The sequence below is a fragment of the Streptomyces sp. NPDC059010 genome (genome assembly GCF_042740355.1).
In the GTDB taxonomy this organism is placed as follows: Bacteria; Actinomycetota; Actinomycetes; order Streptomycetales; family Streptomycetaceae; genus Streptomyces.
Genome location: NZ_JBHYJA010000082.1, coordinates 1 through 23244, shown reverse-complemented (window position 1 = coordinate 23244; position 23244 = coordinate 1). Strand labels below are relative to the sequence as shown.

Sequence of the window (23244 nt, the reverse complement as noted above, 5' to 3'; positions counted from 1 at the left end):
TTATTTACTCTCCCCCCCCCCCTCCACCGCGAGTCTCACTCCTGTGTGGGGCGCGCCCGCGCCGGGGGGGGGGGGGGGGGGGCCCCCCCCCCCCCCCCCACAAGGGCGCGGGGAACCGCGCACTAGCCCCGCAGCACCGCTCCCGTACGCTCGCCCGCGAGGGCCACCGCCGCGTCCCTGGCAGCCGACGCCTCGTCGACGGTCAGCGTCCGGTCACCCGCACGGAAGCGCAGCGCGTACGCCAGCGACTTCTTGCCGTCCCCGAGCTGCTCGTCGTTGACGTACACGTCGAACAGCCGGATGCCCTCAAGGAGTTCACCCGCACCCTCACGCAGTGCGGCCTCGACCTCCACGGCCGGTACCGGCTTGTCCACGACGAGGGCGACGTCCTGCGTGGCCACGGGGAACGTGGAGATGCTCGGCGCCTGGGGCGTGCCGTCGCCGACCTGCTCCAGGGCGTCCAGGTCGAGCTCCATCGCGCAGCTGCGCGCGGGCAGACCCAGTGCCTTCAGGACCCGCGGGTGCAGCTCACCGGCGTGACCGATGATCCGCTCGGCACCCTCCACACTGATCGCCAGCGCGGCGCACCGGCCCGGGTGCCACGGCCCGTACTGCCCGGCCCGCACGATCAGCTCGGCCCCGGCCTCACGGGCGACGACCCGCGCCGCCTCGATCGCGTCGGCCCAGTCGGCCGGACGGCCCTTGCCCCACCAGCCGGCCTGCTCCCGCGCACCGGCGAGGACGACGGCCACATGCCGCGGCTGCTGCGGCAGCACGGCGTTCAGCGCGGCGATCTCCTCGTCCGTCGGACGACGGTCGACCGGCAGATGACCGGCGGCGGCACGCTCCTCGCGCGGCTGGAAGACCAGCCCGGTCTCGAACAGCGCCAGGTCGTGCGAGCCCCGCCCGTCGTTGCGGCGCAGCGCGCCGAGCAGCCCCGGCAGCAGCGACGTACGCAGCGCGGGCTCCTCGTCGTTGAGCGGGTTGACCAGCTTGACGACACGGCGGGCCGGGTCGTCGGCGGCCAGGCCGAGCTGGTCGAAGACCTGCTCGCTGACGAAGGGGTAGTTCGGCGCCTCGACGTACCCGGCGCCGGCCAGCGCGCGGCCGACCCGGCGGTGCAGTCGCTGACGGTGCGTCAGGCCACGGCCGGAGGGCAGCTTGGGCAGCGTGGAGGGCAGGTTCTCGTAGCCCTCCAGGCGGATGACCTCTTCGGCCAGGTCGTTCGGTTCGAGGAGGTCGGGCCGCCAGGACGGCACGGTGACGATCAGCTCGTCCTGCCCGTACACGTCGCAGCCGATCTGCTGGAGTCGGCGTACGACGATCTCGCGGCCGTACTCGACGCCGGCGACCTTGTCGGGGTGGTCGGCCGGGGTGGTGATGGTGTGCGGCGCGGACGGCGTGATGACCTCGGTGACACCGGCCTCGGCGGTACCGCCCGCGAGCAGCACCAGCAGGTCGACGGTCCGCTGGGCCGCCGCGGCTGCCGCCGCCGGGTCGACGCCGCGCTCGAAGCGACGGGACGCCTCGGAGGACAGCTTGTGGCGGCGGGCCGTACGCGCGATGGCGACCTGGTCGAAGTGCGCCGCCTCGATGACGACGTCGGTGGAGGCGTTCTCGACGTTGTCGTGGTCGGCGATCTCCGTGTTGGCGCCGCCCATGACGCCCGCGAGGCCGATCGGGCCGCGCTCGTCGGTGATGACCAGGTCCTCGGCGTGCAGCTTGCGCTCCACGCCGTCGAGGGTGACGAGCTTCTCGCCCTCCTCGGCCCGGCGCACACCGATGGTGCCCTGGACCAGGCTCCGGTCGTAGGCGTGCAGCGGCTGGCCGAGCTCCATCATCACGTAGTTGGTGACGTCGACGGCGAGCGAGATCGGGCGCATGCCGACCTTCTGCAGGCGGCGCTGCAGCCAGATCGGGGAGCGCGCCTCGGGGCTCAGGCCGGTCACCGTGCGGGCGGTGAAGCGGTCGCAGCCCATCGGGTCGGAGACCTGCACCGGGTAGCCGAAGGCGTTCGGTCCCGGCACGTCGAGCAGGGCCGGGTCGCGCAGCGGGAGGCCGTAGCCGATGGCGGTCTCGCGGGCGACGCCGCGGATGGACAGACAGTCGCCGCGGTTGGCGGTGACGGCGATGTCCAGGACCTCGTCGACCAGCTCAAGGAGCTCGATGGCGTCCTTGCCGACCTCGGTCTCCGGCGGCAGCACGATGATGCCGTGCGTGCCGTCGTCGCCCATGCCCAGCTCGCTGGTGGAGCAGATCATGCCGTGCGAGACCCGGCCGTAGGTCTTGCGCGCGGCGATCGCGAAGCCGCCGGGCAGCACGGCGCCCGGGAGTACGACCACGACCTTGTCGCCGACCTGGAAGTTCCGGGCGCCGCAGATGAGTTCCTGGGGCTCGCCGGTGCCGTTGGCCTGGCCGACGTCGACGGTGCAGAAGCGGATCGGCTTCTTGAACTCCGTCAGCTCCTCGATGGTCAGCACCTGGCCGACCACGAGCGGGCCCTTGAGGTCGGCGCCGAGGTGCTCGACGGTCTCGACCTCAAGCCCTGCCGCGACCAGCTTCTCCTGGACGTCGCGGCCGGTTTCCGTCGCCGGCAGGTCGACGTACTCCCGCAGCCAAGAAAGCGGGACCCGCATCAGATCTCCATCCCGAACGGCCGGGTGAACCGGACGTCACCCTCGACCATGTCTCGCATGTCCTCGACGTTGTGGCGGAACATCAGCATCCGCTCGATGCCGAACCCGAAGGCGAAGCCGCTGTACTTCTCCGGGTCGACGCCGCAGGCGGTGAGCACCCGCGGGTTGACCATGCCGCAGCCGCCGAGCTCGATCCAGCCCTCGGAGGAGCAGGTACGGCAGGGGCGGTCGGGGTTGCCGACGGACTCGCCGCGGCAGACGTAGCACACCATGTCCATCTCGGCGGACGGCTCGGTGAACGGGAAGAAGTTGGGCCGCAGCCGGGTCTTCATGCCCTCGCCGAACAGGGACTGGACCATGTGGTCCAGGGTGCCCTTGAGGTCGGCCATGGTGAGGCCCTCGTCCACGGCGAGCAGCTCGACCTGGTGGAAGACCGGGGTGTGCGTGGCGTCCAGCTCGTCGGTGCGGTACACACGGCCGGGGCAGATCACATAGACCGGCAGCTCGCGGTCGAGCAGCGAGCGGATCTGCACGGGCGAGGTGTGGGTGCGCAGCACGACGCCGGAGTCGGCGGAGCCGTCCGGGCCCTCGATGAAGAAGGTGTCGGCCTCGCCGCGGGCCGGGTGGTCCGGGCCGATGTTGAGGGCGTCGAAGTTGAACCACTCGGCCTCGACCTGCGGGCCCTCGGCGACCTCGTAGCCCATGGCCACGAAGATGTCCTCGATGCGCTCCGAGAGCGTGGTGAGCGGGTGGCGGGCGCCGGGCGGTACGCGGTCGTACGGCAGCGTGACGTCCACCGCCTCCTCGACCAGCACGCGCTGGTCCCGCTCGGCCTCCAGCTCGGCCTGGCGGGCGGCGAGGCCCTTGTTCACCGCGCCGCGGGCCTGGCCGACGAGCTTGCCGGCGGCCGCCTTGGCGTGCGGGGGCAGGGCGCCGATCTCGCGGTTGGCGAGGGCCAGCGGGGACGTGCCGCCGGTGTGGGCGACCTTGGCCTCCTGGAGCGCGTCGAGGGAGTCCGCGGCGGCGAAGGCGGCGAGCGCCTCGTCCCGCATGCGCTCGATCTCTTCCGGTTTCAAGGCCTCGACCTCTACAGGGTCGTACGACTTATTCGGTGCCGACATCTCTTCCCGTGCTTCCGATTGGCTGGCGGATGGTCCCCGTACCGACTCGTGGACAGATCGTCACGGTTTTTGGGACACAAAGGTGCCAAAGGCCGAGTCTAACGGGGTTGAGGAACGCGAATGCGCCCGTGGGGCTCGGGCCGGCTCTCAGGTGAGATACGCCGGTGCCGCCACGGGCAACGTAAATCGGAACTGTGCGCCGCCACCGGGGGCGCGGCCGACCTCGATGGCGCCGCCGTGCGCCTCGACGATGCCCTTGACGATGTAGAGCCCGAGGCCCGTGCCGCCGCGCTTGCTGCCCCGCCAGAAGCGGGTGAAGACGCGGTTCATGGACTCCTCCGGGATGCCGGGCCCCTCGTCGCTCACGGTGATCGACGTACCGGTGTCCTCCCCTTCGCGGGGGGACGCCGTGGCCGTGATGTCAATGGTGACCGTTCCGTCGCCGTGCCGCACGGCATTTTCGATGAGGTTGCTGAGCACCTGGTCGATCTTGTCGGGGTCGGCCCACAGGTCGGGCAGCGGCTGCTCGACACGCAGCAGGAACCGGTCGGCGACCTGGCCGGCGGCGACGTACGCCTGGATGTGCCGCCCCACGGCCGCGCCGATGTCGACGGGCTGGCGCCGCACCTCAAGGCGCCCGCTGTCGATCCGCGAGATGTCGAGCAGCTCGGCGATGAGCCGGGTGACCCGGTCGGCGTCGGCGTCGACGGTCTCCAGCATCAGCCGCTTCTGGTCGTCGGTGAAGCGTTCCCACTTGGCGAGGAGCGTGGCGGTGAAACCCTTGACGGAGGTGAGCGGAGAGCGCAGCTCATGGGCCACGGTCGCGATCAGCTCCGCGTGACTGCGCTCGGTACGGCGGCGGGCCTCGGTGTCGCGCAGGGAGACGACGACACGGCGGACCGGCCCGGTCGGCTCGGCACGGACGTATCGCACCGAGACCAGCACCTCACGCCCGCCGGGGAGGAGGAGGTTGCGCTCCGGCTGCCGACGGCGGATGGCGAGGCCCCCGTACGGATCGGTCAGCTGCCACCAGCGCCGCCCCTCCAGGTCCTCTAACGGCAGGGCCTTCTCCAGCCGCTGCCCGAGGGCGTCGTCGGCGCGGACCGCGGTGATGCGCTCGGCGGCGGCGTTGAAGCAGATGACGTGTCCGTGCTCGTCGGCGACGACGAGGCCGTCGGGCAGATCGTCGGGATCGACACCGAACTCGGCGGGATCACCGGACCGGGACCCGGACGGCCGCGGCACCCGACGTGCTCCCGGTGCGCTGCTCGCGCCGACACTCATCCCCGTACCCCACCTCTCACGACGGCTTTGGGGCCCCCGAGCTGGTCACCCTACTAGGCCTTGGTGACGGAGCGGCACCCTCCGGAGGCGCGCTGTGCACGGGCCGACGCATAGAGACATACGGCGGCGGCGGTGGCGAGGTTCAGGCTCTCGGCCTTCCCGTGGATCGGGACGCGCACGACGGCGTCGGCCAGCGCGCGGGTCTCCTCCGGGAGCCCCCACGCCTCGTTGCCGAACACCCAGGCGGTGGGCCCGCCCATGGTCCCCTTGTCGAGCTCGTCGTCGAGATCGTCGGTCCCGGCGCCATCGGCGGCGAGAATCCGCACCCCGGCGTCCTTGAGCCCGGCCACGGCCCGCTCCACGGGCACTCCCACGGCGACGGGCAGGTGGAACAGCGAGCCGACGGAGGCCCGCACGGCCTTGGGGTTGTAGAGATCGACGGAGGCGTCGGTCAGTACGACGGCCTCGGCACCGGCGGCATCGGCGCACCGCAGCACGGTCCCGGCGTTCCCGGGGTCCCGCACATGCGCGAGTACGGCGACGAGCCTGGGCCGGGCGGCGAGGATCTCCTCGAAGGGGGTGTCGAGGAACCGGCAGATCCCGACGAGCCCCTGGGGCGTGACCGTGGTGGAGATGTCGGCGATCACCTGCTCGTCGGCGAGATGCACACGGGCACCCGCTTCCCGGGCCTCCCCGACGATGTCGGCGTACCGCTCCGCGGCGTCGAGCGTGGCGAACAGCTCCACCAGGGTGTCCGCGTGCCCCGCCGCCTCCCGCACCGCCTGCGGTCCCTCCGCCAGGAACAGCCGCTCCTTGCCCCGGAAGTTCCGCTTGGCGAGCCGCCGGGCGGCCGAGACGCGGGGGGAACGGGGGGAGATCAGCTCGGGGGCGCCGAAAGACATGGGGCTCACTTTCAAAGGATCTTTCCGCCAACACAACGGACCCGCAGGTAAAACCCACGGGTCCGTTCAGTCACGTCGGTGCGAACCGAGCGCAGCGATCACGCAGCCTTCGGCGCGTTGACGTCGCTCGGCAGCGCCTTCTGCGCGACCTCGACCAGCGCGGCGAACGCGTTGGCGTCGTTCACGGCCAGCTCGGCCAGGATCTTGCGGTCGACCTCGACGTTCGCGGCCTTCAGACCCTGGATGAAGCGGTTGTACGTGATGCCGTTGGCGCGGGCCGCGGCGTTGATGCGCTGGATCCACAGCTGGCGGAAGTCACCCTTGCGCTTCTTGCGGTCGTTGTAGTTGTAGACCAGCGAGTGGGTGACCTGCTCCTTGGCCTTGCGGTACAGGCGCGAACGCTGACCGCGGTAGCCGGAAGCCTGTTCGAGGATCGCCCGGCGCTTCTTGTGGGCGTTCACTGCCCGCTTGACGCGTGCCACTTTTTACTCCTTGTAGCGGGGCCGTGGTTGGACTCACACGGCCCGGAATCGATTGGGTCCCGGTCCAGACGTACGGCGCTCAGGCGGAGCGCCGCGTACGTCACTTGCCGAGAAGCTTCTTGATCTTCTTGGCGTCGCCCGGGGCCATCTCGGCGTTGCCGGTGAGGCGACGCGTCAGGCGCGACGACTTGTGCTCAAGCAGGTGGCGCTTGCCGGCGCGCTCACGGAGCACCTTGCCGGAGCCGGTGACCTTGAAGCGCTTGCTGGCACCGCTGTGCGACTTGTTCTTCGGCATAGCGCCGTTCTCTCCTCGTCGGTGGCGCTCCGGTGCCCGGTCGTGAAACCGGGCACGGTGGAGCGTCGCTCTTGTATCGGTTACGTCCTGGGGACTCTCGTCCCCCGGGATCACGCCTCGGCGGAAGCCTCGGCGGGCGCCTCGGTCTCCACGGCGTTCTCGGCTTCCGCGGCGTTCTGCGACTTGCCGGGGTTGGCCTTCGCTTCTGCCTTGCGGGCTTCCTGCGCCTGGCGGGCCTCGGCCATCGCCTCGGTCTTCTTCTTGTGCGGACCGAGAACCATGATCATGTTTCGGCCGTCCTGCTTCGGGTTCGACTCGACGAACCCGAGGTCCTGGACGTCCTCCGCGAGACGCTGCAGCAGTCGGTAGCCGAGCTCCGGCCGGGACTGCTCGCGACCACGGAACATGATCGTGATCTTGACCTTGTCGCCCTGCTTGAGGAACCGGACGACGTGACCCTTCTTGGTGTCATAGTCGTGCGGGTCGATCTTCGGCCGGAGCTTCATCTCCTTGATGACCGTGTGCGCCTGGTTCTTGCGCGCCTCACGGGCCTTCATGGCCGACTCGTACTTGAACTTCCCGTAGTCCATGAGCTTGCACACGGGCGGACGGGCGTTCGCCGCGACCTCGACCAGGTCCAGGTCGTACTCCTGCGCAAGCTCCAGTGCCTTGGCCAGCGGGACGATGCCCACCTGCTCGCCACTGGGACCGACAAGTCGCACCTCGGGAACGCGAATCCGGTCGTTGATGCGGGGCTCGGCGCTGATGGATCCTCCTCGGTTAGCACCACACGGCGGTCTGGCGGACAGCCGCGTATGTCTCTTTTCCGTAGACCTAACCGCGCCGAAGCACAAAAAATGCCCCGGACGATCACAGGCGGGGCTCCAAAACACTGCCGGAGCACCGTCGCGATGACCGCGGGGCGCAATTTCGGGCGACTCCATCGTCCGTACGGAACGATGGGGGCGCCTGACCGGGGTGACCCGCCGTCCCGGAGGACAGCCAGGTGGGAGATCGGAGCCTCCACTTGTGGGCTGGACACATACGTCTCCAGCCGGTCGTTACACAAGGTTAGCAGCAACCCGGGGGCGGCGCTAACCGGCGGGCACCGGGGCCTATCGTGTGAGGCATGAGTGACACCTCCCCCTCGGACAGCCCCGAGACGTCCGGCCCGACGGACTTCGACGCCATGACCCGCGACATCGCCGAGGTCCCGGCGGTCGAGGTGATCGTGACGGTCGCCGTCAACCTGATGAGCGCCGCCGCCGTGAAGCTCGGCCTGACCGAGGAGGGCGACAAGTACAAGGACTTGGACGAGGCCCGCAAGCTGATCCACGCCCTCGCCGGTCTGCTGGACGGCAGCACGACCGAGATCAGCTCCTTCCACGCGGCCCCGCTGCGGGACGGCCTGAAGTCGCTGCAGCTGGCCTTCCGCGAGGCGTCGATCGTCCCGGACGAGCCGGGTCAGGGGCCGGGCGAGAAGTACACCGGCCCGATCTACGGCTAGTTCGGCGACTGGTTCATCCGCGTACGTACAGGGGCTCGCCCGGCGGCGTCGCCTCGGCCGGCAGTACCGCCAGGTCGAGGCCGCGCACCAGGCGGGCCCTCAGTGTGTCGTCGGCGGCGAGCCGCGCGGCGACGGCGCGGGCGGCCTCGGCGGGCGCCGCGGACTCGTCCAGTACGAGGGCGAGGGTGCCGTCGGCCTGTCCGGGGCCGAGGTGGGCGCGGAGCACGGCGGGTTCGGCGGCCACCGCGGCCCGCACCGCCTCCCGCACGGCCGGGTCGGCCAGCGGGTCGGTCGTCGCACGCCCCTCGGCGAGCGCCAGCAGGGACCGCCGGGTCAGCTCGTAGGGCACCGGACCGGCCATGTCCAGCACGATCGTGTCCGCCTTCTCGTGCGCCGCGGCCTGCAGGGCCTGGTGCAGGGGTACGGCGACGGGGCGGGCCGCCGGGTCCCAGCGGGCGAGGGAGTCGGTGGACGTGAAGGCGGGCAGCGCGGTGCGGTCGCCGGCCTTCAGGGTCGGTACGGCCATGTCGCTGGTCTTCTCGTGGCGCAGCCCGTTCTCGTCCACCTCGACCTCGCCGAGTACCGCCACGACGGGGACGAGCAGCCGGGCGTCCTTGAGGGCCGCCAGGACGGGCCCCTCGGCGGTGCGGTCCTCGGCCCAGGCGGCGAGCGCGGCGCTCAGCCGGGGGTCGGCCGCGCCGTCGTCGTCGGAGAAGGGAGAGTCGGGAATGTTCTTGTTCGCCACGGTCACCGACCCTATCGGGGGGATGCTGCTGCGCTTGTGCGGCCCCGGAAACCCGGCCGTGACACCCCTCCCCCGTGGTCCCCGTTTCTCTGACACACATCTAACGTCCGTCTAACGGCACACACAGACACGGCCCCGACGATCGCGGGCATGGAGTCCTTCAGAGCCCGCCGCGGCCGCCGCGCTCGCCTGTCCCGACACCGCTCCCTGCTGTACGGCGCCCTCGCCACCGTCGTCGTCCTGGGCGGTACGGCCGCGGGAACCGCGTATGTGAAGGCGCGGCCCTACTCCGGGGGGAGGGCCGTATCGTCGGCGGCGTCGTCTTCGGCGGTGGCGAGCGAGGAGGCTTCGGTGGAACCAGTGGTGCGGCCGACGGTGGACGCGGTGGACCGCGACGAGCTGCTGGCGAGCGCCATGAAGGCGATCGACGTCCCGGACGGGGTCGGGCTGGCGGTGGCGGTGCTGGACCTGGAGTCCGGTGAGGGCGCCTCGTACGGCGACGGGGCCTTCGATACGGCGAGCATCGTGAAGGTCGACATCCTGGCGGCGCTGCTGCTCAAGGCGCAGGACGAGGGGCGGGAGCTGACGGCGGCGGAGAAGTCGCGGGCGACCGCGATGATCGAGAGCAGCGACAACGCCTCCGCGTCGGAGCTGTGGCGGACGATCGGGCAGGCGGCGGGGCTCGACGCCGCGAACGAGCGCCTCGGGCTCGCGCAGACCGAGGGGGGCGAGGGGATGCTGTGGGGGCTGACCCAGACCACGGCCGCCGATCAACTCCGGCTGTTGCGGCAGGTGTTCGGGGCGAAGGAGTCCGAGCTGAGCGGGGCCTCGCGGACGTATCTGAGCGGGCTGATGGGGCGGATCGCGGTGGGTCAGCAGTGGGGGGTGTCGGCGGCGGCGGACGGCTCGGCGTGGGCGCTGAAGAACGGGTGGCTGCCGCGAACGGCGACCGGGCTGTGGGACATCAACAGCATCGGGCGGGTGACGGCGGAGGGCCGTGACTATCTGGTGGCCGCGCTGTCGGACGGCAACGCGACGCAGGCGCGGGGGGTTTCGCTGGTCGAGGCGGCGTCGGTGGCGGCGGTGTCGGTGTTCGCCGGGCAGGACGCTTCCGCGGCGGCGGCATATCAGTAGCCTGACGCGGTGCCGTCGTCAGACAACCTGTCCCGTGCCCTGTTCGACCCCGTCGACCCACCGCTGCGGCCGCTCCCGGCATCTGTGGCGGACCTTCTTCGTTCCCTGGACGCGCCGCCGCGTCTGGCCGCCCATCTGCGTGCCGTCCACGATGTGGCGGTTCAGCTGGTCGACTGGGTGGAGCAGCGGTATCCCGAAGTGGCCGTAGACCGAGAGGCCGTCCTGTTCGGGGCGGCGACGCATGACGTCGGCAAGGCGGTACACGTCGCCGAGTTGTCCGGTCCCGGCTCCTCTCACGAAGAGGCGGGGAGAGACCTGCTGTTGGCCCACGGCTTCGGACCGGAGCTGGCCCGGTTCGCCGGGACTCACGGCGCCTGGGCGGGTCCGGCGGTGACGCTGGAGGACCTGCTGGTGAGTACGGCGGACAAGATCTGGAAGAACAAGCGCGTCCCGGAACTCGAAGACCTCGTCGTCACCCGGCTGGTACGTGCCACGGGCCGGGAGGGGCGGGAGGACTGGGCGGAGCGTCTGGCCGTCGACGAGCTGCTTGAGCGCATCGGCGGCGGAGCCGACCGTCGGCTCGCCTTCCAGGCGTCCTTCCCAGCGCCGGTGGCGGGTTTCGCCGGAGGGGCGGAACACCCGGTGGTCCGGTTCCTGCGCGAGATCGCCGTGGACGTCGGCATCGACGCCCCTGAGGTGGAGCGCACGGTCACCCCGGGCAATCTGGACCTCTACGGGCTCAGGTGCCCGGACGCCGCGCTCGGGGACGCTCTGTGGCGGCGGCTGCGGGCGCTGCACCGGGACACCGGGCTCTGGCCGTTCCTGAGTCATTGGTCGCCGACCGAGTGGGAGTGGGAGGAGGGGCGGCATGCGGATCCGCGGCCGGCCGACTCCGGAGTGCTGGCGAGGATCGTCGCCTCCCGGGAAGGAACCGTCCACGAGCCGGAGACGGCGGTGCTCAGGCCGTATGCGCGGGGCGAGCTCCTCGCTCGGAGATTCGCCCATGTGCCCGGGGGGATCTGGGTCTGCCTGATCGAGGCGGACCTGCCGTCCACGCTCCCTCAGCTCCTGCACGCGCCCTTCACCCCGGGCTGGAGCTCCGACGGGCCGGTGCCGGAGCTCGGCTACGACCGGCATCAGGCGGTGCTGCGGGAGTGGGAGATCCGCTACGGCGCCGTCCTGTACTACCTGGCGTGCACCGACACGCTGGTGCTGGAGGTCGAACGGCCTCCGGCCGACCGTGCCGAGATCGCGCGGGTGGCGGTCGAGCAGTACGCGTACTGCGGCGATCTGGACCAGGTGGTCGGCGGCCCGGAGGAGGTCGCGGAACGCCAAGTGCCCTCCGGGCACTGGTTCTTCTGGTGGGATTAGAAGGGGTGGCGTCGGCGGCGGTCGCGCAGGACCACGAACGCCGAGATCAGCAGGAGGCCGCCGGCGGTGCCCGCGAGTGCGGCGGTCCAGCTCGACGTGTCGTCGTCGGACTTGGCGGCGTCGGGGCCCGAGCCGAAGTACTCCTCGCCGTAGGCCGCCGGCTTGAGGTCCTTCGACTTGATGCCCGAGGCCTTCTTGATGGCGGCCGCCGGGTCGATGAAGCCGTAGCCGCGGGAGTCGTCGCGGCCGTCGGTGGGGGCGTCGCGGGCGGTGTCTTCGAGGAGCTTCTTGATCTGGGCCGGGGTCAGGCCGGGGTGGGCGGCCTTGATGAGGGCGACGGCTCCGGAGACGAAGGCGGCCGCGGCGCTCGTGCCCCAGCCCTCGTAGTACTTGTGGTCCGGGTCGGCGATGACGACGTCGACGCCCGGGGCGCTGACCGTGGCGTACCAGCGGCGGGTGGAGAAGGAGGCGCGGGTGCCGTAGCGGTCGACGGCGGTCGCGGCGATGACGCCCGGGTAGGCGGCGGGGTACGAGATGTGGTCGCCCTTCTCGCCGCCGTTGCCCGCGGAGGCGACGACCACGGAGCCCTTGCTCAGGGCGTATTGGACGGCCTCGTCCTCGCCGGCCTCGGGGTGGGCGGACTTGGAGTCGTCGCCGAGGGAGAGGTTGATGACGTCCGCGCCGTGGTCGGCGGCCCAGCGGATGCCCTCGGCGAGGGCGTTGCCGCGGGTGCTGCGGGCCTTGGCGCGGGAGGGGTCGCCGTCCTCCAGGATGACGCGGACGGGGAGGATCTTGGCCTCGGGGGCGATGCCCATGACGCCGTCCCCGTTGCCCGCGCCATGTCCGTGGCCCGCGATGATGCCGGCCATCGCGGTGCCGTGCCGGGCCCAGGGGCGGTCGCCGCGCTGGGCTCCGAAGCCGACCATGTCCTTGCCTTCGAGGACGTTGCCGGCGAGGTCGGGGTGGTCGGACTCGACGCCGGTGTCGAGGACGGCGACGGTGACGCCCGCGCCCTTGGTCGTCTGCCAGGCCTCCTGGGTGCGCATGGCCTCCAGGGCCCACTGCCGGGCACGTATCTGGTCGGCGTGCGCGGCGGTGGCCGGGAGGACGGCGAGACAGGCGCCGAGGAGGACTGCGAGGGGGCCCGTCCGGCGGGCCATGAAGGTCCGGCGGTTCGTGCGGGCCCGGCGGGTCGTGCCGGTCCCTGTGGCGTTCGTGCGGGTCACCGTGGTGCTCGTGCCGGTACCCGTGGTGTCCGTCCGGGCCGTGGCCGCCTCGTTGCTCATGCCGGTGATCACGACGACTGCTCCGTGGACGGGCCGACGTTCTTGCGCAGGGCGCGTTCGACGCGGTCGGCGAGGCCCTGTGCCTCGTGGCCGAGGCCGGCCTGGGCGACGTCCGTGGTGGTACCGGACCGGATGGCCTCCTCGGCGGGCTCCGGCTCGTCGACGGTGCGGTCGTCGGCCCAGCCGGAGACGGCGTAGACGACGACGGGGGCGTCGGTCAGGACGGAGACGGTCCAGGAGGCGCGCTGTTCGTCGCCGAAGCCGGCGGCGAGGGTGCCCTTGGCGGCGTAGGGGCGGGGCATCAGGTCGGTGCGGCGGTCCAGGCCCTCTCTGGCGAACCGGCTGTCGAGCGAGCGCATGGCGGCCGCGTCGCCCGTGGTGAAGAGCAGACCGACGGTGGTGACGTAGCTCTGGGTGGCGTCGATGTAGGTGGCCCGCAGGAGGCGCTCGCAGCCGACGGGGTCGAGGGCCTTGCGCAGGAGGGGGTCGAAGGCCTGCGCACAGCCGCTGTCCGGGGCGACGGCGACCCGCGTCCAGGTGCGGTCGGCGCCACCGGGTCCGGCGCCCTTGCCAATCACCGTGCGCGGGAACAGCTGGTCGACGGGGACGCTGTGCCACAGGGTCCCGGCCGCGGCGAAGGTGTCCTGCGCATCGCCGTCGCCCGGCTCCCCGATCAGCCAACTGCCGGTCAGGGCCCCGCCGATGAGGCCGAGTCCGAGTACGACGCAGGCGGCGGCCATCGCGATCCGGGGCCGGATCCGCACGCCGAGACGACGCGGTCGCGCCTGCCCGTCGTACCCCTCGGGCTTCCCGAACGACACGACGGGCCGCCCGGCACCCGGGCTCGCGCCCGGCGTCATGGGGGCGCTCCAGGAGAGGTTGGGGTCGGGCGAGAAGGGGGCGGTGCCGTGGCCCTTCGGCGTGTGGCCCGTGGTGGGGGCGGGCGCGGTGGGGTGCGGCCCGGCGGGGGCGGGAGCGGCGGGAGCGGGCCCGCTCTGTGAAGGCCCGGCGGGCGCGGAGCCCGCGTATCCGCTGCCCGCCGGGGTGCGCCCGGTCGACGGCTCGCGCGCGGGCGGCAGCGGGGCCGATGTGCCGGGCCGCGCGGGCGGCGGGACGGAACCGGAACGGCGAGCAGGCTCAGCGGGGGCGGAGCCCGGACGGCCGGCCGACGTCGCGGGCCTGGCGGCGGAACCCTGCTCGGGCCCGCTGCCCGGCCGGTGCTGCGAGCCGGAACCCTGCGCTGGCCCGGACGCGCCCGCGGAACCCTGCCCGAGCCCGCTGCCCGGCCGGTGGGCCGCGCCCGTGGAACCCTGCGCAGGCCGTGTGCCCTGCTGCGGAGGCCGGTGCGCCGAACCCCGTGCGGAGGACGGGCGGTTGTCGGACTCGGGTGACGGCTCGGCGGAGATCGGCCGGAGCCAGAAGGTGGTCTCCGCAGCGGTCTCGGCGGGGGCGCCGCTACGGCGCGTCGAGGGCCGTTCGGCCTGCCGGGACGGTATGCCGCCGGGGCCGGTCTGCCCGGCGCCCTCCTGATGCAACGATCCGCCACTCTCCGTACGCCCGGCCGCAGGCGGCGCGTCCGGGAAGCGTGCCGAGGCCCTCGGCGGGGGCGGGGAGCTGGGGGCGGCGTCTCCGGGAGCCGGGGCGTGGAGGTCGGGGGTGTGGGGCGAGGTGGGCGACGCGCCGGAGGCACCGGACGTGGGGCGGTGGGAGCCCGCCGCGGATTCCGACGTCGAGCCCGTCCCATGGGGCGCGGACATCGGCGGCATCGAACCCGAGCCACGATGCCCGGACACCGACGGCACCGAACCCGACCCGTGAGGCGCAGCCATCGGCGGCATCGGGCCGGGACCCCGCCGGGGCGAGCCGTCCGGTGTCGAGGTCGGTCCGGCGTCGGCGCCGCGCACCGAGCCCTCCGTTCGCGAACCCTCGCCGTAGCCCCGTGTGGGCTGTGTTCCCGGGGCCGACGTGCGGTCATCCCGACCGGCGTCGGCCGTCGGCGGTTCCGCGGGTCTCGGCGGGGTCGACGGGCGGGGCGGGACGGCGGGCGGCGGGGGCGTCGAGGGACGCGGGGGAACGGGGGCGCGCCGCGCTTCCGTGCTCATGCACCCCCCGTTTCCTCATGTCCGGGCCCGATCCCGTACGCGGGCCGTCGTTCCGTGTGCCGCTGCCCTGCCCGGCGCGGACTCGTCCGACCAGGCACGCATACCCGCACGGGCGGAGCGTCATCCCGGCGCGGCCGACCGGCCGTGGGCGTTCCACACATGCGTGCGCGTCACTCTACGGGTTGATGCAGGGCGAACGGGAACCAGTCCGCGACCCTGCGTAAATCTGCCCGGAACGTCCCCCTACCCTGCGGTAATCCCGTCTGGCAGGCTGCGTTCATGACTGCGCGCGCCGCCGACCGGGCCCGTTACGACCGGGCCACCGCCCATCTCGACGCCCCTCTCGCGATCGTGGACCTGGACGCCTTCGACGCCAACGCGGACGACCTGCTCCGCCGCGCCGGCGGCAAGCCGATCCGCGTCGCCAGCAAGTCCGTACGCTGCCGGGCCCTGCTGGAGCGGGTCCTCGCGAAGGACGGGTTCGCGGGGATCATGTCCTTCACGCTGGCCGAATCCCTGTGGCTGGCGCGCTCCGGGTTCGACGACATCCTGCTCGCCTACCCGTCCGCCGACCGCGCCGCGTTCGCCGAGCTGACCAGTGACCCCAAGCTGGCCTCCGCCGTCACCGTGATGATCGACGATCCGGCACAGCTCCGGTTCATCGACGAGGCCCGGGACGGGGGCCGCGAAGTGGTGCGGGTCTGCCTGGAGTTGGACACCTCGCTGAAGCTCCTCGGCGGGCGGGTGCGGGTCGGCGCCCGGCGTTCGCCGCTGCACTCCCCCGCCCAGGTGGCCGACATGGCCCGTACGGTCTCCCGGCGGCCGGGGTTCGAGGTCGTCGGGATCATGGCGTACGAGGGGCACATCGCCGGGGTCGGGGACTCGATCGCGGGGCGGCCGCTGCGGTCGCGTGCCGTACGGCTGATGCAGGCCGCCGGGCGTCGGGAGCTCGCCGAGCGGCGGGCCGAGGTGGTGCGGGCCGTCCGGGCCGTGGTGCCGGGGCTGGAGTTCGTCAACGGCGGCGGGACCGGCAGTGTGCAGCACACGGCCGCCGAGGAGGCCGTGACCGAGATCGGGGCCGGTTCGGGGCTGTATGTGCCGCGGCTGTTCGACAACTACACGTCCTTCAGCGGGCGTCCGGCCGCACTGTTCGCCCAGCCCGTCGTGCGCCGGCCGGGGGTGGGGGTGGTGACCGTCCTCGGTGGCGGGTACCCGGCCTCGGGTGCGGCCGGGCCCGACCGGCTGCCGGTGCCGTATCTGCCGGAGAGGCTGCGGTACGACCCTCAGGAGGGGCCCGGCGAGGTGCAGACGCCGCTGCTCGGCTCCCCCGCCGACGATCTGCTGATCGGCGACAAGGTGTGGTTCCGGCACGCCAAGGCCGGTGAGCTGTGCGAGCGGTTCGAGTCGCTGCACCTGGTGGAGGGGGACTCGGTGACGGGGACGGTGCCGACGTATCGCGGCGAGGGTCACACGTTCCTGTAGTTCGACCCGTGTGACCGGAGTGCCGGGCACCGGCGGTCCCGGGGTCCCGGGAGCGCCGGTGCTCCGTACAGGCGGTGCCGTCCCACCAGTGCTACAGGGGGGTGACGTAGGCCCCCGAGATTCCGCCGTCGACCAGGAAGTCGGTGGCGTTCACGAAGGAGGAGTCGTCGCTGGCCAGGAAGGCGACGGCGGCGGCGATCTCCTCGGCCTCGGCGAAACGGCCGACCGGGATGTGCACGAGCCGGCGGGCGGCGCGCTCCGGGTCCTTGGCGAACAGCTCCTGCAGGAGGGGGGTGTTGACCGGTCCCGGGCACAGGGCGTTGACCCGGATGCCGTCGCGGGCGAACTGCACGCCCAGTTCGCGGGACATGGCGAGGACGCCGCCCTTGGAGGCCGTGTACGAGATCTGGGACGTGGCGGCGCCCATCCTCGCCACGAAGGACGCCGTGTTGATGATCGAGCCCTTGCCCTGCTGCCGCATGTAGGGGATGGCGGCCTTGCAGCACAGGTAGACGGAGGTGAGGTTGACCTCCTGGACGCGCTTCCAGGCGTCCAGGCCGGTCTCCAGGATGGAGTCGTCGTCGGGCGGTGAGATGCCGGCGTTGTTGAAGGCGATGTCGACGCTGCCGTAGGTGTCGTACGCCGTCCTGAACAGCGCCTCGACCTGCTCCGGGTCGGTGACGTCGACCTTGACGAAGATCCCGCCGACCTCCTCGGCGGCTGCCTTGCCGCGCTGTTCGTCCACGTCTCCGCAGACGATGTGCGCGCCCTCGGAGGCGAGGCGGCGGGCGGTGGCGAGGCCGATGCCGCTGCCTGCGCCGGTGATGACGGCGGTACGGCCGACGAGGCGACGGCACACATTTGCTTCGGTCACTGTGCGGGGCCTTCCGTGCTGATGAAGACGTTCTTGGTTTCGGTGAAGGCGGTCAGGGCGTCCGGGCCCAGCTCACGGCCGATGCCGGACTGCTTGAAGCCGCCGAACGGGGTCCAGTAGCGGACGCTGGAGTGGGAGTTGACGGACAGGTTGCCGGCGCGGACGGCCTGCGAGACGCGCAGGGCGCGGCCGACGTCACGGGTCCAGATGGAGCCGGCGAGGCCGTAGTCGGTGGCGTTGGCCAGCCGGATCGCCTCCGCCTCGTCCTCGAAGGGGAGGACGACGGCGACCGGTCCGAAGACCTCCTCGACGGCCACGCGCGCGTGCGGGTCGACGCCCGTGAGGACGGTCGGCGGGAACCAGAAGCCGGGGCCCTCGGGGGCCTTGCCGCGGATGCCCTCGGCGCCGTGGTCGACGTACGAACGCACGCGCTCCAGCTGGACCTTGGAGATCAGCGGGCCCATGTCGGTCTTCTCGTCGGCCGGGTCGCCGACCGTCACCGCCTCGATCGCCGGGCCCAGCAGCTCCAGGAACCGGTCGTGGGCGGAGCGCTGGACGAGGATGCGGGTGCGGGCGCAGCAGTCCTGGCCGGAGTTGTCGAGGAAGGACATGGGAGCCGCCGCGGCGGCGGCTTCGAGGTCGGCGTCGGCGAAGACGATGTTGGGGCTCTTGCCGCCGAGTTCGAGGGTGACGCGCTTGAGGAGCGCCGAGCCCTTCGCCAACACCTGTTTGCCCACGGCCGTTGACCCGGTGAAGACGATCTTCGCGACGCCCGGGTGCTCGACCAGCGCGTCGCCCGCGACGGGACCGTGGCCGGGAAGCACCTGGAACAGGCCCTCCGGAAGGCCCGCCTCCAACGCCAGCTCCGCCAGCCGCAGAGCAGTCAGCGGGGTCGTCTCGGCGGGCTTGAGGATGACCGCGTTGCCCGCCGCGAGCGCGGGGGCCGTGCCCCAGGCCGCGATCGGCATGGGGAAGTTCCAGGGGGCGATCACGCCCACGACGCCGAGCGGTTCGAGGATCGTCACGTTCAGGCCGCCGGGGACCGGGATCTGATGTCCGGTCAGCCGCTCCACTCCCCCGGCCGCGTAGTCGAGCAGATCGCGGACGTTGCCCGCCTCCCAGCGAGCGTTGCCGACGGTGTGCCCGGCCCCGCGGACCTCCAACTGGGCGAGTTCTTCCAGGTGTTGGTCGACGGTGGCCGCGAAGCGGCGCAGCAGGCGGGCCCGGTCACCGGGCGCGAGGGCGGCCCACCGGGTCTGGGCCTGCGTGGCGCGCACGACCGCCGCGTCCACGTCGGCCGCGGTGGCGGCCGGGACGGTGGCGACGACCTCCTCGGTGGCGGGGTTCAGTACTTCCAGTACGTGCTCGGAAGACTCGGCAGACAAGAAGGGCCTCACATGCGTTCGAAGGAGCGGCGCAGCTCCCAGTCGGTCACCGCGGCGTCGAAGGCGTCCAGCTCGACGCGCGCCATGTTGCGGTAGTGGGCGACGACCTCGTCGCCGAAGGCGGCCTTGGCGATGGGGCTGTTCTCCCAGAGCTCGGCGGCCTCGCGCAGGGTCGTGGGGACGTGCTCGAAGCCGGCGGCGTAGGCGTTGCCGGGACAGGGCTCGGGCAGCTCCAGCTTCTGCTCGATGCCGTACAGACCGGCGGCCACCAGGCCCGCCACCGCGAGGTGCGGGTTGACGTCGCCGCCGGGGAGCCGGTTCTCGAAGCGCATCGAGCGGCCGTGGCCGACGACGCGCAGGGCGCAGGTGCGGTTGTCGTAACCCCAGGCGACGGCGGTCGGGGCGAAGGAGCCCGGCTGGAACCGCTTGTAGGAGTTGATGTTGGGGGCGTAGAGCAGGGAGAAGTCGCGCAGGGCGGCCAGCTGCCCGGCGAGGAAGTGGCGCATGACCTCCGACATGCCGCCCTCGCCGTCCCCGGCCATGACATTGTTGCCCGCGGCGTCCGCGAGCGAGAGGTGGATGTGGCAGGAGTTGCCCTCGCGCTCGTTGTACTTGGCCATGAAGGTGATCGAGACGCCCTCCTGGGCGGCGATCTCCTTGGTGCCGGTCTTGTAGATGGCGTGCTGGTCGCAGGTGACCAGGGCATCGTCGTACTTGAAGGCGATCTCGTGCTGCCCCGGGTTGCACTCGCCCTTGGCGGACTCGACGGTGAGCCCGGCGCCCGCCATCTCGTTGCGGATGCGGCGCAGCAGTGGCTCGATGCGGCCGGTGCCGAGCACCGAGTAGTCGATGTTGTACTGGTTGGCCGGGGTCAGTCCGCGGTAGTTCGCGTCCCAGGCCTGCTCGTAGGTGTCCTTGAAGACGATGAATTCGAGCTCCGTGCCGACCTTGGCCGTGTACCCGAGCTCGGCGAGGCGCTCCAGCTGGCGGCGCAGGATCTGGCGGGGCGCGGCGACCACGGGTGAGCCGTCGTTCCAGGCGAGGTCGGCGACGAGCATGGCCGTGCCGGGGTTCCAGGGCACCCGGCGCAGCGTGGCCAGGTCGGGGTGCATGGCGAAGTCGCCGTAGCCGCGGTCCCAGGAGGACATGGCATAGCCGTCGACGGTGTTCATCTCGGTGTCCACCGCGAGGAGGTAGTTGCAGCCCTCGGTGCCGTGGTGGAGGACGTCGTCGAGGAAGAAGCGGGCGGCGAACCGCTTGCCCTGGAGCCGCCCTTGCATATCGGGGAAGGCCAGGACGACAGTGTCGATCTCACCGCTCGCGACGAGGGCATGCAGCTCCTCGACGCTCAGCGGGGGTGTGCGGTCTGCCACGGGAGAGCCTCCATTCGGCTTACTTCGGTCAGCCGGGAGCCATAAGGTATTGCGCAGGACCATTGATTGGGAAGGGGGTCCGGCCACATGTCGCAGGCGGATACGGAGCACGGGGCGCCCGGGGCCGACGACAGGCTGACGTCGGTACTGCGGCCGGTGCGGGCCGGCAACGGCTTCGAGGAGGCCCTGGAGCAGATCCTCCAGGTCGTCCGGCTCGGCCTGGTGCCGGGCGGCGAGCGGCTGCCCGCCGAGCGCGAGCTGGCCGACCGGCTGGGGATCAGCCGGGTGACACTGCGCGAGGTGCTGAAGGTGCTCCAGGACCAGGGCCTGGTGGAGTCGCGGCGCGGGCGCTACGGCGGAACGTTCGTCCTGCCGCGCCCCGTCACCCCCGGCGAGGACGAGCTGCGCCGCCGCCTGAAGGACGTCGACGTCGAGGACACCCTGCGCTTCCGCGAGGTGCTGGAGGTGGGGGCGGCCGGGCTGTGCGCGGCGCACGGGCTGGACGAGGCTCAGGCGGAGCGGCTGCGCGAGGCACTGGCCCGCACGCATGACGCACCGCTCGCCGATTACCGCCGCCTGGACACGCTGCTGCATCTGACCCTCGCCGAGCTGTCCGGCTCCCCCACGCTCACCGCCCAGTACGCGGCCGTCCGCGCCAGCGTGAACGACCTGCTCGACTGCATCCCGCTGCTGGTGCGCAACCTGGAGCACTCCCAGCGGCAGCACGCCGCTCTGGTGGAGGCGGTGATCGAGGGCAACGCCGAGTGCGCGCGGGAGATCATGCGCGAGCACTGCGGGGGCACGGCGGCGCTGCTGCGGGGCTTCCTCGGCTGAGCACCGGCCGGATTTACCGGCGATTAACGCAAAGGTATTGCCTTCGAGCGGCCGACCCGGCAATGGTATGCATCCATTCCATTGAACCGGAGCCCGGTCGACCACCCCACCGTGCCCGGAACCGCCCGGTGTCCACCGCACGTGGGGAGTTGGCCATGTCCCTGGAATCCACGAACACACCCCCCGCCGCCCCGGAGGCGGACGACTATCTTGAACGCAGAACGCTGCGCCGCGGCAGCGCCGGCTGGGTGCTGCTGACCGGCCTCGGTGTCGCCTACGTCGTCTCCGGCGACTACTCCGGCTGGAACTTCGGCCTCGCCGAGGGCGGCTTCGGAGGCCTGGCGATCGCCATGGTGCTCATGGGCGCGATGTACACCTGCATGGTCTTCGCCCTCGCCGAACTGTCCTCGATCCTGCCGACGGCGGGCGGCGGCTACGGCTTCGCCCGCCGCGCCCTCGGCCCCTGGGGCGGCTTCCTGACCGGTACGGCGATCCTCATCGAGTACGTCCTCGCGCCCGCCGCCATCGTCATCTTCATCGGGGACTACGTCGAGTCGCTGGGCCTGTTCGGCCTGGAGTCCGGCTGGCCGGTGTACCTGGTCTGCTTCGCGATCTTCCTCGGCATCCACCTCTGGGGCGTGGGCGAGGCACTGCGCTTCAGCTTCGTCGTCACCGGCATCGCGGTGGCGGCCCTGATCGTGTTCGCGCTGGCGGCGCTGCCGGACTTCTCCGTCGGCTCGCTCGACGACATCCCGGTCGACACATCGGCGGCCGGGTCGAACTCCTGGCTGCCCTTCGGCCTGCTCGGCATCTGGGCGGCGTTCCCCTTCGGCATGTGGTTCTTCCTGGGCGTCGAGGGTGTGCCGCTGGCCGCCGAGGAGACCAGGGAGCCGGCCCGTACGCTGCCCAAGGCGATCCGCTGGTCGATGGGCATCCTGGTGGTGCTGGCCGTGGTGACCTTCTTCGCGGCGGCCGGGGCACGCGGCTCGGCGGCGGTCCAGGAGGCGGGCAATCCGCTGGTGGAGGCGCTCCAGCCGAACGGCGAGGCGACGACGCTGAGCCGGATCGTGAACTACGCGGGGCTGGCGGGCCTGGTGGCGTCGTTCTTCTCCCTGATCTACGCGGGCTCGCGCCAGCTGTTCGCCCTGTCCCGCGCGGGCTATCTGCCCCGCTTCCTGTCCCTCACCAGCAGCCGCAAGGCGCCGTACCTGGGTCTGCTGGTGCCCGGCACGATCGGCTTCCTGCTGGCGGCGCTGTCGGGTGACGGCGCGCGGATGCTGAACATCGCGGTCTTCGGCGCGACCATCTCCTACGCCCTGATGTCCCTGTCGCACATCGTGCTGCGCCGCCGGGAGCCGGAGCTCGCGCGGCCGTATCGCACGCCGGGTGGGGTGCTGACGTCGTCGGTGGCCCTGGTGCTGGCGTGCGCGGCGCTGGTGGCGACGTTCCTGGTCGATGTGACGGCGGCGTTGATCGCGCTGGCGGTGTACGTGGTCGCGATCGGGTACTTCGGCCTCTACAGCCGTAAGCGTCTGGTGGCGAAGGCGCCCGAGGAGGAGTTCGCGGCGCTGGCCGCGGCAGAGGCAGAGTTGACGCGGGACTGACGTCTTCGAGAGTGAGGGAGTTTCTGTGGCCAGGCCGTTGATCGGTGTCAGCACCTATCTGGAGTCCGGTGCGCGCTGGGGCGTGTGGGAGCTGGAGGCGGCGCTGCTGCCGGCCGGTTATCCACGGCTGGTGCAGCGGGCGGGTGGCCTGGCCGCGATGCTCCCGCCGGACGACCCGGCGCAGGCCGCGGCGGCCGTGGCCCGGCTGGACGGGGTGGTCATCGCGGGGGGTCCGGATGTGGAGCCGGTGCGGTACGGCGCCGAGCGCGAGCCGCGTACGGGGCCGGCGGCGCGGGAGCGGGACGCGTGGGAGCTGGCGCTGATCGACGCGGCGCTGGCGGCGGGGACGCCTCTGCTGGGGATCTGCCGGGGGATGCAGCTGCTGAACGTCGCCCTCGGGGGCACGCTCGTGCAGCACATCGACGGGCATGCCGAGGTGGTGGGCGTGTTCGGCAGCCATGGTGTGAAGCCGGTGCCGGGGAGTCTGTACGGCGGTCTCGTGCCGGAGGAGACGTCCGTGCCGACGTATCACCATCAGGCCGTGGACCGGCTCGGCGAGGGTCTCGTCCCGACTGCGTACGCGGCGGACGGGACCGTGGAGGCCGTGGAACTGCCGTCGGCCGCCGGGTGGGTGCTCGGCGTGCAGTGGCATCCGGAGATGGGGGAGGATCTGCGGGTCGTGCGGGGGCTGGTGCGGGCGGCCGGCGGCTGATCGACGGTTTTACGCCCCCGCCGCCCCTACCCGTCCCATCCCGGGGGGCTCCGTCCCCAGACCCCCGCTTCGGCCCTGAAGGGGCCTCGTCCTCAAACGCCGGACGGGCTGAAAG

General features: G+C 72.0%; 20 protein-coding genes and 2 pseudogenes. 9 read left to right on the top strand and 13 right to left on the bottom strand.

What is annotated here, in order from left to right; all coding sequences use genetic code 11:
• Positions 1-122: 122 nt before the first annotated feature.
• The 7 genes and pseudogenes from pheT to infC form a co-directional block, all read right to left on the bottom strand.
• Entirely contained in the window at positions 123-2636 is a 2514-nt protein-coding gene (pheT, locus tag ACFWYS_RS45320; RefSeq protein WP_384782663.1) for a phenylalanine--tRNA ligase subunit beta, read from the bottom strand.
• Positions 2636-3757 (bottom strand): phenylalanine--tRNA ligase subunit alpha, encoded by a 1122-nt coding sequence (gene pheS / locus ACFWYS_RS45315; RefSeq protein ID WP_384782661.1) that lies wholly within the window; start codon positions 3755-3757, stop codon positions 2636-2638. The genes pheT and pheS overlap by 1 nt, the downstream gene beginning before the upstream one ends.
• Before the next feature lie 147 nt (positions 3758-3904).
• On the bottom strand, positions 3905-5041 hold the full coding sequence (locus ACFWYS_RS45310) for an ATP-binding protein (protein ID WP_384782659.1): 1137 nt from the start codon (positions 5039-5041) through the stop codon (positions 3905-3907).
• A 53-nt stretch (positions 5042-5094) separates the two neighbouring features.
• On the bottom strand, positions 5095-5943 hold the full coding sequence (locus tag ACFWYS_RS45305) for a TrmH family RNA methyltransferase (protein WP_384782657.1): 849 nt from the start codon (positions 5941-5943) through the stop codon (positions 5095-5097).
• Between the two features lie 98 nt (positions 5944-6041).
• Complete coding sequence (gene rplT, locus ACFWYS_RS45300; protein WP_006141703.1) at positions 6042-6425, bottom strand: 50S ribosomal protein L20; 384 nt, start codon at positions 6423-6425, stop codon at positions 6042-6044.
• A 100-nt stretch (positions 6426-6525) separates the two neighbouring features.
• Complete coding sequence (gene rpmI / locus ACFWYS_RS45295; protein ID WP_007829094.1) at positions 6526-6720, bottom strand: 50S ribosomal protein L35; 195 nt, start codon at positions 6718-6720, stop codon at positions 6526-6528.
• Positions 6721-6830: 110 nt separating this feature from the next.
• Positions 6831-7512 (bottom strand): annotated as a pseudogene (gene infC, locus ACFWYS_RS45290) (translation initiation factor IF-3).
• Between the two features lie 337 nt (positions 7513-7849).
• Between infC and ACFWYS_RS45285 the strand changes: the two are divergent.
• A complete protein-coding gene (locus tag ACFWYS_RS45285; RefSeq protein ID WP_384782655.1) occupies positions 7850-8227 on the top strand; it encodes a DUF1844 domain-containing protein in 378 nt (125 codons plus the stop codon).
• A gap of 13 nt (positions 8228-8240) precedes the next feature.
• Here ACFWYS_RS45285 and ACFWYS_RS45280 read toward each other — a convergent pair whose 3' ends face one another.
• Positions 8241-8972: an SseB family protein gene (locus ACFWYS_RS45280; RefSeq protein ID WP_384782653.1), complete on the bottom strand. Its 732-nt coding sequence runs from the start codon at positions 8970-8972 to the stop codon at positions 8241-8243.
• A 150-nt stretch (positions 8973-9122) separates the two neighbouring features.
• Between ACFWYS_RS45280 and ACFWYS_RS45275 the strand changes: the two genes are divergently transcribed.
• The 3 genes and pseudogenes from ACFWYS_RS45275 (at position 9123) to ACFWYS_RS45265 (ending at position 11477) form a co-directional block, all read left to right on the top strand.
• Positions 9123-10106, top strand: coding sequence for a serine hydrolase (locus tag ACFWYS_RS45275; RefSeq protein ID WP_384782651.1), 984 nt, complete (start codon positions 9123-9125; stop codon positions 10104-10106).
• A gap of 9 nt (positions 10107-10115) precedes the next feature.
• A pseudogene (locus ACFWYS_RS45270) lies at positions 10116-10709 on the top strand (HD domain-containing protein); the annotation flags it as partial.
• Between the two features lie 6 nt (positions 10710-10715).
• The gene (locus ACFWYS_RS45265; RefSeq protein ID WP_384782669.1) at positions 10716-11477 is read left to right on the top strand and encodes a DUF4253 domain-containing protein; all 762 of its coding nucleotides are present in this window, start codon (positions 10716-10718) and stop codon (positions 11475-11477) included.
• Here the strand turns inward: ACFWYS_RS45265 and mycP are convergent.
• Complete coding sequence (mycP, locus tag ACFWYS_RS45260) at positions 11474-12637, bottom strand: type VII secretion-associated serine protease mycosin (protein WP_384782667.1); 1164 nt, start codon at positions 12635-12637, stop codon at positions 11474-11476. The two genes, ACFWYS_RS45265 and mycP, sit on opposite strands and share 4 nt — an antisense overlap.
• 134 nt (positions 12638-12771) lie before the next feature.
• Positions 12772-14298 (bottom strand): hypothetical protein, encoded by a 1527-nt coding sequence (locus ACFWYS_RS45255; RefSeq protein ID WP_384782649.1) that lies wholly within the window; start codon positions 14296-14298, stop codon positions 12772-12774.
• A gap of 121 nt (positions 14299-14419) precedes the next feature.
• Between ACFWYS_RS45255 and ACFWYS_RS45250 the strand changes: the two genes are divergently transcribed.
• Complete coding sequence (locus ACFWYS_RS45250; protein ID WP_384782647.1) at positions 14420-14581, top strand: hypothetical protein; 162 nt, start codon at positions 14420-14422, stop codon at positions 14579-14581.
• Positions 14582-15144: 563 nt separating this feature from the next.
• Positions 15145-16347 carry an amino acid deaminase/aldolase gene (locus ACFWYS_RS45245; RefSeq protein WP_384782645.1) on the top strand — a complete coding sequence of 401 codons (1203 nt, stop codon included), beginning with the start codon at positions 15145-15147 and terminating at the stop codon, positions 16345-16347.
• Between the two features lie 91 nt (positions 16348-16438).
• Here the strand turns inward: ACFWYS_RS45245 and ACFWYS_RS45240 are convergent, their stop codons facing one another.
• From ACFWYS_RS45240 to ACFWYS_RS45230, 3 genes are read right to left on the bottom strand one after another with little or no spacing between them, the layout of a single operon-like run.
• Positions 16439-17221, bottom strand: coding sequence for a 3-oxoacyl-ACP reductase (locus ACFWYS_RS45240; protein ID WP_384782643.1), 783 nt, complete (start codon positions 17219-17221; stop codon positions 16439-16441).
• Complete coding sequence (locus tag ACFWYS_RS45235) at positions 17218-18606, bottom strand: aldehyde dehydrogenase family protein (RefSeq protein ID WP_384782641.1); 1389 nt, start codon at positions 18604-18606, stop codon at positions 17218-17220. Before ACFWYS_RS45235 ends, ACFWYS_RS45240 begins: the two co-directional genes overlap by 4 nt.
• Positions 18607-18614: 8 nt before the next feature.
• Positions 18615-19979: a glutamine synthetase family protein gene (locus tag ACFWYS_RS45230; RefSeq protein WP_384782639.1), complete on the bottom strand. Its 1365-nt coding sequence runs from the start codon at positions 19977-19979 to the stop codon at positions 18615-18617.
• A gap of 87 nt (positions 19980-20066) precedes the next feature.
• On the opposite strand from ACFWYS_RS45230, the gene ACFWYS_RS45225 reads away from it, so the two are divergent.
• From ACFWYS_RS45225 to ACFWYS_RS45215, 3 genes are all read left to right on the top strand, one after another.
• Complete coding sequence (locus ACFWYS_RS45225; RefSeq protein ID WP_384782637.1) at positions 20067-20813, top strand: FadR/GntR family transcriptional regulator; 747 nt, start codon at positions 20067-20069, stop codon at positions 20811-20813.
• A 155-nt stretch (positions 20814-20968) separates the two neighbouring features.
• On the top strand, positions 20969-22417 hold the full coding sequence (gene eat, locus ACFWYS_RS45220) for an ethanolamine permease (RefSeq protein WP_384782635.1): 1449 nt from the start codon (positions 20969-20971) through the stop codon (positions 22415-22417).
• A gap of 37 nt (positions 22418-22454) precedes the next feature.
• A complete protein-coding gene (locus ACFWYS_RS45215) occupies positions 22455-23129 on the top strand; it encodes a gamma-glutamyl-gamma-aminobutyrate hydrolase family protein (protein ID WP_384782665.1) in 675 nt (224 codons plus the stop codon).
• The last annotated feature ends 115 nt before the right edge of the window (positions 23130-23244 follow it).

Coding starts and splice junctions, on each gene's coding strand:
- rpmI (WP_007829094.1), bottom strand. CDS start 6,720: ATGCCGAAGAACAAGTCGCACAGCGGTGCCAGCAAGCGCTTCAAGGTC.
- ACFWYS_RS45275 (WP_384782651.1), top strand. CDS start 9,123: ATGGAGTCCTTCAGAGCCCGCCGCGGCCGCCGCGCTCGCCTGTCCCGA.
- ACFWYS_RS45225 (WP_384782637.1), top strand. CDS start 20,067: ATGTCGCAGGCGGATACGGAGCACGGGGCGCCCGGGGCCGACGACAGG.
- ACFWYS_RS45245 (WP_384782645.1), top strand. CDS start 15,145: ATGACTGCGCGCGCCGCCGACCGGGCCCGTTACGACCGGGCCACCGCC.
- pheS (WP_384782661.1), bottom strand. CDS start 3,757: ATGTCGGCACCGAATAAGTCGTACGACCCTGTAGAGGTCGAGGCCTTG.
- eat (WP_384782635.1), top strand. CDS start 20,969: ATGTCCCTGGAATCCACGAACACACCCCCCGCCGCCCCGGAGGCGGAC.
- mycP (WP_384782667.1), bottom strand. CDS start 12,637: ATGGCCCGCCGGACGGGCCCCCTCGCAGTCCTCCTCGGCGCCTGTCTC.
- ACFWYS_RS45305 (WP_384782657.1), bottom strand. CDS start 5,943: ATGTCTTTCGGCGCCCCCGAGCTGATCTCCCCCCGTTCCCCCCGCGTC.
- ACFWYS_RS45310 (WP_384782659.1), bottom strand. CDS start 5,041: ATGAGTGTCGGCGCGAGCAGCGCACCGGGAGCACGTCGGGTGCCGCGG.
- pheT (WP_384782663.1), bottom strand. CDS start 2,636: ATGCGGGTCCCGCTTTCTTGGCTGCGGGAGTACGTCGACCTGCCGGCG.
- ACFWYS_RS45285 (WP_384782655.1), top strand. CDS start 7,850: ATGAGTGACACCTCCCCCTCGGACAGCCCCGAGACGTCCGGCCCGACG.